This window comes from Ruegeria sp. CK2, from assembly GCF_056536585.1.
This window is the reverse complement of sequence record NZ_JBQFPW010000025.1, coordinates 26,991-38,853: the sequence shown is the minus strand read 5'-3', so window position 1 is coordinate 38,853 and position 11,863 is coordinate 26,991. Positions and strand designations below refer to the sequence as shown.

Sequence of the window (11,863 nt, the reverse complement as noted above, 5' to 3'; positions counted from 1 at the left end):
AGCTAACGGCAGCAACGTCCTGCATAGCTGCCGGGTCACATCACAGGACCGGACATTCTGGACCCCAAAACCCGCCATTCGTTAAGGATGCAAAGAATGCCCGCGATGAGCCCATTTCAACCGATGCTACATCTTCAACGAATGACCGGTTCTTTGATATTCATCCACCATTTGTTTTCGTTTTCGCGGCTTTCAGGGATTGAGCGGCTCGCAAAAGCATCCTGAACGTAGATCACAGGTTCTTCATAAGAGTGAAGAGGATGAATAACGCTCATCGCAGCGTCCAACAAATGCCTGTCCTTCGTGATTGAAAATGACAGCACTCGGACTTGTCTGCTCGTCGCGGCCTCCATAGGCCCGCTGGCGGTGCCCTCAGCGCCTCGAAAGAACTGCGTTCCGATGGCTGTTTCAAAGGAAACATGATCATAGTCGCCGTATGCCAATCGCAGTTCTTCGCAGAGAGCCAATCGGATACGATCATCATCTTCCGGGCCGAGCTCCACATGGATTATCCAGACCGGTTCCAGTCGACACGCGCTAACTTTGACCTGATCCAGTGATTCAGCTTGCATTGCAGGTCTCCTGCATTTGGGCGAGGAGTTTCACAGTGGAGGCCAAAGCCGTATCATCAATTCCGAGATGCGTGACCCAACGTTGCCGTTTTAGGTTGCCGGAGATACGAATTCCGGCCTCTTCCAGAAATTCTGAAAACTTGCCCTGAACACACGCTTCCACATCACAGAACACCATGTTGGTTTGAGGCGTTTCAACTGTGAGGCCTGGAACGCGTGACAGAGCTGCGGCAAGCTCTGTTGCGCGTACATGATCAGCCTTTAATCGTAAGACATTATTCTGCATTGCATACAGGCCCGCTGCAGCAACGATCCCGGCTTGCCGCATTCCGCCGCCCAGCATCTGCCGATGCCTGCGCGCTGTATCGATCACCTCTGCAGATCCAACAAGGACTGACCCAATTGGTGCGCCAAGCCCTTTGGAGAGGCAAAAACTGAGTGTGTCGCAGTAGCTTGCGATTTTCGAGACCGGGCAGCCTAGCGCGGATGCAGCATTAAAAATGCGTGCGCCGTCCATGTGGATTTTCAGATCACGCTCTGTCGCCAGTTCCGAAACACTGTTCAAATAGTCTAACGGTAGAACCTTGCCGTCGATGGTATTCTCGACCGCAATCAGCCGAACTGGCGCAAACAGGATAGAGGCCGGGAAAAGGGAAGATCCGATGTCTTCCAGTCTCAATGTGCCATCGTCCTGGTTCTGGACAACTTGCGGCTGCACCCCGGCAACCATGGCCGCACCTCCCAACTCGCGCAGATAGGAATGAGAACGGTCGCCCACGATATAGGCCTCACCGCGCTGGCAGTGAGACATGACGGCAATCAGGTTGGATTGTGTGCCGGAGGGCGTGAGGAGAGCCGCCTCTTTTCCAAAGTGATCAGCCGCAAAACGCTCCAGTTCCTGAACCGTCGGATCATCATGGTAGTAATCATCGCCCACCTCGGCTTTGGCCATGGCATCGCGCATTGGCAAGCAGGGTCTGGTGACTGTATCGCTTCTAAAGTCTAGTTCGAGTTTCTGTTCCATGTCGTCAGGGCCTTTGGTGATTTGAGCCCAACCTGCCCGATATCAAATGAAATAGGTGATTGAAATTTGCGAAGTTTTGCAATTGGATTGCATAGGCAAGCAATAAATAAGCAGGCTTCCATGGATCGCATTGACCGCAGGATACTTAGCCAACTTCAAAGAGACGCATCTATAGCGAACAACGACCTAGCCGACCTAGTTGGTTTGGCACCGTCAAGCTGCCTTCGGCGTGTTCGTCAACTCAAGGAAAAGGGTATCATCACAGGTGTGATCGTTCTCACTAATGCCAAGAAAATGGGTCGACCTCTCAAGGCGATTGTCACGGTCAAGCTGGCTGACCACAGTGTTACCGCTCGAAAGCAATGGCTGGCCGACATGAAAACCGAGACGGCGATCTCTCAAATCTATTCGGTCTCAGGCGAAACGGACACGGTCATCATGATGAACTTGACAGATATGGAAGAGTTTCAAGAATTGAGCCTGAGGCTGTTTGCCGGAGATGAAAATGTGCTTCAGTATCAATCTCTGTTTGTTCTGGAACAGCACAAATTCGATTTGGCGCTATAGACGCTAGAGCAGACAAGCATAGGCTCGCAGCGCAACAAAATCAATGCATCCTGACCCTAACAACTTCGGTTCATAAAAGTTTGCGACGCGTCCTGCTAAGCGCCTCCTGAAAATACGTTTTTGGCCATCCGATCAAGACAGCCACCAACACGCCAATCGAAAAAAACATCTCAAGCATTTCTTCCAAAACAAATACACGAACCATCATGGCATGCGACAGATCAGCAGCGTAAATACCGGACACCTCTTCCAACACTTGGGCAACGCATGCTGACAGACCTGCGAGTACGAACACCAGCAGGAAAGGCGCGCGAAGCTTCAGGGCCCGCAGTACATTGGGTATCCCGTGCCGAATAAATCCACCAATGACTAAAAGCCCTAACGCAACCCGCAAAACCGCTATATCAAGCAATGTGTCAAAGGTGCTTAGTACCCAATAGAGAGTGCTGCCCATCGGATAAATATCGGCTTCCAGCTCTCGTTCTGCCAAGAGCAGACAGACTAGTCCGATGTACATCCGGTTGACCCCGGGAAACCGATACAATGCGGCCATCCCTGCCGCAAAAAGTGCAGCGGCGGAAATCGTTTCAATTGGCCCGCCTTCATGACTGACAGCTGAAGCGTGCAGCGGCCAAAGCGTAGCCATTGTGAGTGCTAGCGTTGCCAAACCCAAACCTGCCCAGAACGCAAGCCGAAATCTGCCTAAGCGCAATCGTGTGGTCCGAGAGAGTCTGGCGAAATCCATTTCTTAATCGCAACGTATGCGTTTTGTGCCCGAGGGAGTCTCAATAGATTTCGGCCATAATGAGCTCGAAGACCAATACTGATGTACTATTGTGGTATAGCTAACAACTATCGCAGCTCTACTTACCGTTTCGGCCTATGGTTCATCACAACAAAACGGAATGTTGCGGCATTCTCGTTTAGGCGGAATGGAAATGTATCTGGCGCAAGCCAGAGTCCCAGGCAATATACAAACACCATTTCGCGAAGCATGGGATAGAGCAGAAGGCCATTGCGGCCAGTACCCGCAAACTCGCAGTCAAGCTCTTGAGCATTACGATGGAACCGTCGTTACTTTCAGTTGAGCGTGTCGCACGGAACTTGGTCGGGATAACCTACAGCAAAAAAGGCGGTACCCTCACCACCGGAGCGCACCGAAACGATACCTGGTAATCCTAAATTCGGTCAGGCCGAATTGGTAGAATGAGCCTCTACCAGACCTTCACTTGACTTTGAGGCTTGCTCGTGCAGCAAGTCGCAAACCGCACATTCCAGGCATTCAAAATCAGGTGGGAAATGGCGGAAGTGTGGGACTTTTTAGACCTTCGCTGCACATGAACAAATGGCCGGTTTTATGAACACTTCATCAAGCGGTCATTTTTGGCAAGGCGCGCAGATACAGCAACCATCAGCGACGTGTTTTGGCCGCCAATTTTCAGAAACAACGGCCTTTTCCGATGATCAGCTTAAGGGTAGACCATGGCTATGTCTGATTTATCTATAAAACCTGCAGTTATTGCTGACGTCCTCGCAGAAGAAATCATCAGGGGCGACATTGCTCAGGGTGCTCGACTTGCGCAGGATCGTGTAGCCGCACGATTCAAGTGCAGTCACGTCCCTGCTCGAGAGGCGCTTCAGCGCCTTGTGCAGATGGAACTTGCCACCTTTGTCCCAAAGCGCGGTGTTAGAGCGTTTTCTTTAAGTGCCGAAGATCTCGACGACATCCTAGAGATGAGACTTGCGTTGGAACCACTGGCTTTGGAAAAAGCTGTCGCCAATGTTACGCCAACGGACCTGCAGGAAATGGAGATCTATCGGCTTGCTTGCGATCATGCCAAAGATCCCATTTCTTGGGAGAAAGCCAACCGGCAGTTTCACCTGGAAATTCTAAAGCCCTGTGGGCGGCCACTTCTACTGGGACGTATCGAGCAGCTTCAGCGCCTTTCCGCGCAGAGATTTCATGCAAGATGGCGTGAAACATGGCTCAGCACGTCGGACAACGATCATGTGGCGATCCTTCACGCCATGGAGCGGCGGGAAGCAAATACCGCATCTACCATCTTAAGGCGGCACCTCTCCCGCGGATGAATTCTGGTTTGCTTTCATGAATTATCTATAGTTTACATAGCTTCTGATTCGTAGCTTAAATTTAATAGATAATACTCAGGGAGCATCCAAATGACTTCGTCTACAACTTCAGCCGCTGGCAATACTCACAGAGCGCTCGATATGCGAAGCTTTACGCTGCCGTGGAAAATGGCTGCCGTCGTTTTCGGCACCCTTTTACTCACCCTGTCGTCCTATATCGAAGTTCCAATGATACCTGTTCCGATCACGATGCAAACATTTGCGGTTACGCTCGTAGGCGCTCTGTATGGATGGCGTTTAGGTGGTGTCACGATTGTAACGTGGTTGATAGAGGGTGCCCTCGGGCTGCCGGTGTTGGCTGGGGGAGCCGCTGGAACTCACCATTTCGTAGGTCCGACCGGCGGGTATCTCTTTGCCTTCCCCGTCGCGGGCATGATTGTCGGATGGTTGACGGCACGAGGCTGGAATGGCCAGCGCATCTGGTTGTCGTTTCTTGCAATGTTTATCGGCAACGCGATCTGTCTGATCCTAGGTGCCACATGGCTTGCAGTGCTGATCGGCGCAGAACAGGCAATTATGGTTGGTGTCGTTCCCTTTGTATTTGGTGGGGTCCTCAAGTCCGGCCTCGGAGCGATGACACTTAAACTGCTGATGCGTGATATCAAACGTACTGCCGTATGACAGTCCGCCTGCGTACTCACCATCTTCTTTGCATTCTTACCTATATTGGTAAGGGGTACAGCCCCGCTTTCACCGACAACATGACTGTGATTGCGGGGCGGATTTCTGCGGGAGAGAATATCGAAATTGTAGAAGGACCAGATGAAATCTGTGCCCCGCGCTTCGCAGAAGAAAACGTGCATTGTTGTGACGAAAGCGTTCACAATCGAGACCTGCAAGCTGCGAAGGATGTGGGCAGGATATTACAAGTTCCGATACATCCCGGCGCAAAGCTCTGTTTGGATAAACCTTCCTTGAAACGACTTCGGGCAGCGTTCACACAAGATCAGGTTCGGGCCGCCTGCATCGATTGCCAATGGGGAGATCTTTGCACCAGCATTTCTGTAGATGGTTACAAAGATACATTCGTTTGACCACCCTTGCGTTTACGTGTTTGAAGGGAGGTCGAACGTGCACCGGCACAAAAACTTCCATTTTGGAAAATGCCTGAACTACCTCGATTGTGGCCGTCAAAAACACTATTCAAAACCTAAGCCTTTGTTGAGGATCGATTGCTCTTCTTCTGAAGTAGGACATTCGAGCTAACCGCAGCATCATCACCTTGGTCTCGCTCCGGACCTTCGCCTCAAGAAGCCCGAATTGCTAGGATGAGCCCTTTCGAGACCTTCACCGCAGTTTGAGGCTTCGCTCGTGTAGCAAGTCGCTAGCCGCGCAACCCGAACACTTAAAATCAGGTGAAAAAGTGCGGACGGAGCGGACACCGGTCGCGGGCTTACAAAGACTGTTTCCGCGCGGTAGCCACATCCGAAAACCTGTGTTAGCCGGTTGTATGCACCCCGCCAATATCCTCATCTTGACTTATGGCACGCGCGGAGACGTCGAGCCATTTGTTGCACTCGCGCTTCGGCTCAAAGAACGAGGTCACAAAGCTACTCTCGCAACAGCCGAGCAATTCGGACCCTGGATCGCCTCTTTCGGTCTGGATTACGCACCGCTTACGAACGCTTCACTCGATGTGGTCCATTCTGACGATGGCAAGACGATGCTGGAGGGTGGCTCATCGCTCTTAAGCCGTGTTGCCGCCGGGATCCGGCTCGCCCGGAAATCGGGACTGATCAACGCGCGACTCTGCACCGACGCATGGACCGCAGCCCAAAAGACCAAACCGGATCTGATTCTCTATCATCCCAAGGTCATTGCAGGGCCGCACATGGCCGAAGCCCTCAGCATTCCGGCGATGCTTACCGTGCTGCAGCCGATGATCGTGCCAACCTCCGTCTTTCCGGCGACAGGGCTGCCACGTGTGCCGATCCCAGGATACAACCGCGCGACCTATCGCCTGGTCGCGATGTCCTACGGGGCTTTCAGGCAATCCGTAAACCGGTTCAGAAGCGAGGAACTCGGTCTTGCGCCCGTCCGTCGCGCCCGCGATGTACTAATGCCACCCGGTATGAGCGTCTTTGAGGTGCTTCATGCCATAAGCCCCCTCGTGGTCAGTCAACCGGGTGATTGGCCTGCACATGCACTGATGACTGGCTATTGGTGGCTCCCCCTTGATCCGGACTACAAACCCCCAAGGGCGCTAGAGGAATTTCTGAAGGTGGGCAAACCATCTGTCTATGTCGGGTTCGGCAGTATGACAACGCGTGACCCCGAAGCACTCGGCCGCCTTGTATTAGACGCAGTTAGGCTGGCCGGTGTTCGTGGTGTTGTCGGATCAGGGTGGGCCGGGCTTGCGGCTGAATCCGAAGACATCATCGTCATAGGGGATGTGCCGCATAACTGGCTTTTTCCCCGGATGGCCGCAGTGGTCCACCATGGTGGCGCGGGAACAACAGCGGCGGGCTTTCGGGCGGGAGTGCCTTCTGTGATCTGCCCGTTTTTCGGGGACCAGCCCGGATGGGCCGAGCGGAGCCTCGCTCTGGGTGTCGGTGCTCCGCCGATCCCGCGCAAGCGGTTAACGCCAGAGAGCCTTGCTGCATCAATAACCACGGCAATTTGCGATCCTGCCATCAAAGTCCAAGCCCAACACCTAGCCGCCGACCTAGAGAGCGAGGATGGAACCGCCGTCGCAGTTTCCGAGATCGAAAAGCGGCTTCAAGCCTACAAGCGGTACTAGACACAAGTCGCAGCATCCAGCACTTTGGGCTCTCAATAGAAATTGCCCCCAGCCTCTTTGTGTCAAAGCTGGCCAACCGGTGGCGCTCTTCGATCATGCGTGTTGGTGGCGCGATGTTGCGATTGCATCCCTTGAAGCGCGCGCAATGCCTTACCGCATCGCCTATTCCAGCCAGAGCGTTTCAGGAGTGATGCAGCAGTCGAAGCGGGGATGGCTGTGGGCTTGTTGGGGCGCTCGTCACTGCATTCCGACCTGGCCGTTGCGGGCGATATCCTCGGGTTCGGATCGACGCCTGCTTCCAAGTTGGTCATGGCGGGAAGCGGATCCGCAGAGACCGAGCCGCAGGCTGCTATGAAAGAAGCCATACGCGTTGCGTTTCTGACAACGGCATGAAAATGCTGCCCTTGGAGCAATCGCAGAGCGGGATTGACGGCCTGATGCTTCCTAGAGAGCAATGTCTGCTATGAATAATGAAAACTCCGCTGGTGGTAGGTCGGACGATAAAGATGAACATCAAACGAATCCTGAGCAGCGCAAGGGGGCGAAGTGATGCGGTCGCTTTCAATGGTACGGCATTCGTGGTGGCATACGATCCCGACGCGGCGCATGGAATCGTTGACCAAACACGCAACACCCTGCGCTTTTTGGAAACTAAGCTATCCGAGGTCGGCAGCGGGAAAGATGCGCTGCTTCAGGCCACGATCTTTTTGAGCGACATGTCCATGAAAGCCGAAATGGACTCAGTATGGTGCGAGTGGATAGGGTCAGAAAAAAACTGGCCTCAAAGGGTCTGTGTTGGCGCTGACTTGGGTGATGACGTGACACTGCTGGAGATTACAGTAATCGCGGCACAATCCGAGAGCTAACATTCGTTAAAGACGCGGCATCTGAAACTTCGGGCTCTAAGCAGTCATCTGGCAGTGACCACATGGGCTTCCAAGTTTGGTTCAAAATGTGATCCCACTGTGAATTAGAATGCCAACGACCATTAAGATGTTGAGTGGCCGAAAACATATGGGAGCGAAAGTCTGACAGCACTGTTTGCGAATAGAATTGAAGTGGTTCGACCCCGGTACTCTGGGCTCATTCTACCAATTGCGAGCCCATATTGCGCGATGATGCGTCCTGCCTGAATGGCGGCTTCGCACTTCACCACGGTGGATTGAAGATCATCACCAGAATCCATTGCATTCGTCTTATTGTCAGGTATCGACGCTGGCTTTTTTCCGGTTCCACCAGCGGTTGGGGTTCGAATTGTGTGAGTCTTAGCGGGCGCGACTGGCCCAGAAATCTTTGATAAAGATGAGAGGCTCCTCATAATGGTGAATATCGCGTATCGCATCCAATACACGCTCTAGCGTTTCAGAATTTTGTTTGATTGAGATAGTGATCAGGACGCCTAGGAACGTTTGAATCTTGTTTGCAACCCCCGGGTGCACAGCACTGGTTGAGTTTTCTTCCTGCAGGTAGGTTTCGCTACCGTGTGCAATGCTTTTACGGCCGACAGCACATGCCGCGCGGCGATGGTCGGATCGGACCGGGTGGTACTCGATGCAAAAGGCGGGTTCATCACCACAACGCTCGCTGCCGCTCCTTCATCGATCAGATCAGCAATAATTTCGGCATCGTGATCTGTGACCGTCTGAGTACTTACCGCCTGCAACAGCACCCGCCGTTGCGGATCTAACTCGTTGAGCAGCAGCTTCGCCCCCTGCCCCGCTGTCATGACCGCCAGGTATCCGGTCCCAGCCGAGGGTATCAAGGGTGTGGTTCTGAATTTGGGGTTCAGGGTTGCGATCCGCTCGTGGATTTTCCAGTGGGAAGCATTGGATTCTGCCTTTTTTCAAGAGCGAAGACTGGCAGAAGATGAAGTCTTCTTTTACTTTTTGGTTTTTTTGAGAGCGGCCTTCAGCCGCTCGGGATCATTGGAATTGGTATCACGCACCCAAACGTGTTTCCGGATGTTATGGATCGCGAGGGTTTGGCCAGGGTAAGCGGCCCTGATCCGATCCAACGCGGTCTCTTCACAGGGTCGTTTGACAATGTGCTTTATTTTACCTGCGCGATCCGCGGTGAATGTGATTTCAAAAAAGGCAACTTCAATGCGCATTCCACACAGCTTTCAGGTGATCAGTTGGCTGGTAAATCTGACACTTAGGAAACAAACCGACTCATGCGAAAGAAGCAACGGCGTAGAAACCATTGCTTCTTTGCTCTGCCTCACGTTCCAAAGATCTGTATTATGGCTGCCCGCAAATGCGACCAATCAAATCGTCTTTTGTCCAACATTAAAGCCAGGATGCTGTATTGTGAAATACTCCAATCCTATACTTGAATAGACCCTAACTATAATGAGACTTGCATCTGTTAGGCTTTCATTTTGCCAATACGGCCTAGTCTTGGGGTAGACTCCATACACTCGGTGCTCTGAATTAAACGGGCGGTCACACATTTACCGCTTGCTAAGCAGAAACCGCCTACACAGGTCACTTTCTACACGGCCAACCATAGCTGGAGCCTATTAAAAAATAGCATCTCGACACTTCTTTATGCAGCAACCCGGGCTTACGATTTGGGTGTCGGCATCGTTGATTGTCAGCCGCAAGTAGAGCGGTGCCATAGGTACTGGAAGAGATGCAGATTGATGCCCGTAGATTCAAGTGACAAATCCGCAGAATTAGCCGACGAGCGGGCGAAACTTTGGACTCTGTGGCATGGCTTTCAAGATGCCGACGAGCAGGAGGAATGGGACGAACAAGCCGAGCGCGAAAGACTGGCCGAGCTAACTTCCAAGAATGGAGTTAACTCTTGATCCGAAAACACAGCCTTCCGTTTCTTGCCGGCGTCGTCGCTTGGATTGTTGCCTGGGTGTACTTGGGCCCGCTGATCCATACTCTTACAGTCAATGACGCGTTGAAAGGGTTTTTGATCGTTACGTCTGCAGTTTTAGCATTTGGCACCACATACAATTTCTTGCCAAAACGAGCTAAACGAACTTCTGCGGAGTCTCGCTCCAAGAAGGGTACCAGCAATGAGTGATGATTTGGTCGAGAGGTTGTCGAAGATCCGCGACGACAGTCAGGATCACTTGGATAGACTTACTCGATGGAAAGCTTACGGCTGGGGGTGGAAGAGCTTACCTGATGGTCTCAAAATTGACGATATGATTGAGCGGGAAGCTCGCGCGGTCAGAGGTTTAACCAAAGCAATCGAACAGCTATCACCTGGTTTCTAATGGAGGTGCAAATTGAAATCCCTAAAAACAAGCCGCCAAAGTATCGGACGGCTTGCAATACTGCTGTTTACTCAGCTGCGATGGCCACGTCGTCGGCGCTGTCTCCCGACTCTTCCCTCTTCGATCAGCGTATCGTGCCATCAGATCCGGCGCCCAGATCATGACGGCTTCGAGCTGGCTCGGGGTCAGCGTGGCTAAAGATTCCGCGAAAAGCTTGCCCAAGTATTCGACCTGTTTGAACTTCTTGCCATCCGCATAGACCGGCGCTTCTGACTTGAGCCCAATGGCGCGCAGTATCAGCACCAGGTCCGGCTTGGTCAGGCGGCCGAGGAAATACGCGTCCCGGGTCCAGACATCGCGTATGTTGGGGGTTGAGTTAACTAAGCTTGCGCGCGTTGTTGCCGTTTTTTAGGGTAGCCATTTTGCGCAAACCCATCCAAGGAGCCAAACCGTGGAACAAGAGATGTCACCTCAACCGATCCTGCAACTGCTCAACAATCATATGGCAACCAAATGTGTCTTTGTTGCCAGCAGAATCGGACTGTTTGAGGCTATTGCAAGCGGTCACCAGACGTTAGACACACTTGCGAAACAGCTCGATGTACCACGCCGGACCCTCCGGATAATCGCAGATGCCCTCGTTGCGATCGATTTTCTTGAGAAGGCTGCGGACCGGTATGACAACACACTACTCACAGCGACGTTTTTGAGTGGGCAAGCTGGCAAGGACCTGCGGCCGGTCCTGAAGCTTTGGGACACCGTTGTCTATCCGCAATGGGCGACACTGGAGACATCTATTCGCTGTAACAGCAGGACCTTTGGGTTTCCGGAATTCAGCCCGGAGCAGAGGCACATCTTCGATATGGGAGTCGCCACCTTGACAGCGCCATCTGCTCAAGCTCTCGCTCAGAAATACGATTTCAGTGCGCACAACAAAGTCCTGGATATGGCCGGAGGCATGGGTTTATTCTTGACATCGGTCCTTGCCGAGCAACCGGACATGTCGGGTACGCTGGTGGAGCTGCCGCACACGGCGCAAGCCGCGCGCCAGCAGCTGGCAAAAACCCCCTTCAGTGAGAGGATCTCCGTTGTTGAGGGTGATCTTTTTGAGGACGACATACCGGAAGGGCACGATGCGGTCATCGTCGCCAACATCGTTCATATGTTTTCGCCGGAAAGGAACTTGACCCTCCTGAGCCGCATTCGCCAGAGCGTGGTCGAGGGCGCAAAATTGCTGCTGATCGATTTCTGGACGGATCCCACGCATACACAGCCACCATTCGCAGCGCTCATGGCCGCCGAGTTTCAAATCACAACGGGTGAGGGCGACGTCTACAGTGTTGATGAGATAGACAGTTGGCTGGCAGCAGCACAGTGGCGAAGGACAGCGCACGTACCGCTGGCCGGCCCCGCCAGTCTGATCGTCGCCGAGGCATAGAAAATCCGGGTTTCCACCCGAGATCTGAGGGCTGGTCTTCTCCAGCGGGTTGTTGCACGTGGTGCTTTGTGGCCGTCATATTCGTGCGAATGTCGATGCTCCCTGTGAGAAAGCTGTTGCCTGCGAGTGTGGGAAG

14 protein-coding genes are annotated in these 11,863 nt (G+C 52.9%); 9 read left to right on the top strand and 5 right to left on the bottom strand.

What is annotated here, in order from left to right; all coding sequences use genetic code 11:
* Window positions 1–134 precede the first annotated feature (134 nt).
* Window positions 135–572 carry a hypothetical protein gene (locus ACR0BU_RS23565; RefSeq protein ID WP_480739319.1) on the bottom strand — a complete coding sequence of 146 codons (438 nt, stop codon included), beginning with the start codon at window positions 570–572 and terminating at the stop codon, window positions 135–137.
* On the bottom strand, window positions 562–1,596 hold the full coding sequence (ltaE, locus tag ACR0BU_RS23560) for a low-specificity L-threonine aldolase (RefSeq protein ID WP_480739318.1): 1,035 nt from the start codon (window positions 1,594–1,596) through the stop codon (window positions 562–564). Before ltaE ends, ACR0BU_RS23565 begins: the two co-directional genes overlap by 11 nt.
* A gap of 66 nt (window positions 1,597–1,662) precedes the next feature.
* Between ltaE and ACR0BU_RS23555 the strand changes: the two genes are divergently transcribed.
* Window positions 1,663–2,163 carry an Lrp/AsnC family transcriptional regulator gene (locus ACR0BU_RS23555; RefSeq protein ID WP_480739316.1) on the top strand — a complete coding sequence of 167 codons (501 nt, stop codon included), beginning with the start codon at window positions 1,663–1,665 and terminating at the stop codon, window positions 2,161–2,163.
* A gap of 70 nt (window positions 2,164–2,233) precedes the next feature.
* Here the strand turns inward: ACR0BU_RS23555 and ACR0BU_RS23550 are convergent, their stop codons facing one another.
* Entirely contained in the window at window positions 2,234–2,809 is a 576-nt protein-coding gene (locus tag ACR0BU_RS23550; protein WP_480739315.1) for a hypothetical protein, read from the bottom strand.
* 836 nt (window positions 2,810–3,645) lie between these two features.
* Between ACR0BU_RS23550 and ACR0BU_RS23545 the strand changes: the two genes are divergently transcribed.
* The 6 genes from ACR0BU_RS23545 to ACR0BU_RS23520 all read left to right on the top strand — a co-directional run bounded on the left by ACR0BU_RS23545 (window position 3,646) and on the right by ACR0BU_RS23520 (window position 7,920).
* Entirely contained in the window at window positions 3,646–4,254 is a 609-nt protein-coding gene (locus ACR0BU_RS23545) for a GntR family transcriptional regulator (protein ID WP_299084900.1), read from the top strand.
* Window positions 4,255–4,344: 90 nt separating this feature from the next.
* Window positions 4,345–4,935, top strand: coding sequence for a biotin transporter BioY (locus ACR0BU_RS23540; protein WP_480739314.1), 591 nt, complete (start codon window positions 4,345–4,347; stop codon window positions 4,933–4,935).
* Entirely contained in the window at window positions 4,932–5,348 is a 417-nt protein-coding gene (locus tag ACR0BU_RS23535) for a DUF1284 domain-containing protein (protein WP_480739313.1), read from the top strand. The genes ACR0BU_RS23540 and ACR0BU_RS23535 overlap by 4 nt, the downstream gene beginning before the upstream one ends.
* Window positions 5,349–5,764: 416 nt before the next feature.
* Complete coding sequence (locus tag ACR0BU_RS23530; RefSeq protein ID WP_480755767.1) at window positions 5,765–7,054, top strand: glycosyltransferase; 1,290 nt, start codon at window positions 5,765–5,767, stop codon at window positions 7,052–7,054.
* A gap of 210 nt (window positions 7,055–7,264) precedes the next feature.
* Window positions 7,265–7,447: a hypothetical protein gene (locus ACR0BU_RS23525; protein WP_480739310.1), complete on the top strand. Its 183-nt coding sequence runs from the start codon at window positions 7,265–7,267 to the stop codon at window positions 7,445–7,447.
* Window positions 7,448–7,560: 113 nt separating this feature from the next.
* Window positions 7,561–7,920: a RidA family protein gene (locus tag ACR0BU_RS23520; RefSeq protein WP_480739308.1), complete on the top strand. Its 360-nt coding sequence runs from the start codon at window positions 7,561–7,563 to the stop codon at window positions 7,918–7,920.
* Between the two features lie 533 nt (window positions 7,921–8,453).
* Here ACR0BU_RS23520 and ACR0BU_RS23515 read toward each other — a convergent pair.
* Window positions 8,454–8,816 carry a methyltransferase gene (locus tag ACR0BU_RS23515; RefSeq protein WP_480739307.1) on the bottom strand — a complete coding sequence of 121 codons (363 nt, stop codon included), beginning with the start codon at window positions 8,814–8,816 and terminating at the stop codon, window positions 8,454–8,456.
* A gap of 1,269 nt (window positions 8,817–10,085) precedes the next feature.
* Here ACR0BU_RS23515 and ACR0BU_RS23510 point away from each other — a divergent pair.
* A complete protein-coding gene (locus ACR0BU_RS23510) occupies window positions 10,086–10,289 on the top strand; it encodes a hypothetical protein (RefSeq protein ID WP_298938406.1) in 204 nt (67 codons plus the stop codon).
* Window positions 10,290–10,310: 21 nt separating this feature from the next.
* Here ACR0BU_RS23510 and ACR0BU_RS23505 read toward each other — a convergent pair whose 3' ends face one another.
* Window positions 10,311–10,592: a hypothetical protein gene (locus ACR0BU_RS23505; RefSeq protein ID WP_298938405.1), complete on the bottom strand. Its 282-nt coding sequence runs from the start codon at window positions 10,590–10,592 to the stop codon at window positions 10,311–10,313.
* 148 nt (window positions 10,593–10,740) lie between these two features.
* Here ACR0BU_RS23505 and ACR0BU_RS23500 point away from each other — a divergent pair, with 148 nt between their 5' ends.
* Window positions 10,741–11,727 carry a methyltransferase gene (locus tag ACR0BU_RS23500; protein WP_480739306.1) on the top strand — a complete coding sequence of 329 codons (987 nt, stop codon included), beginning with the start codon at window positions 10,741–10,743 and terminating at the stop codon, window positions 11,725–11,727.
* Window positions 11,728–11,863: the final 136 nt, after the last annotated feature.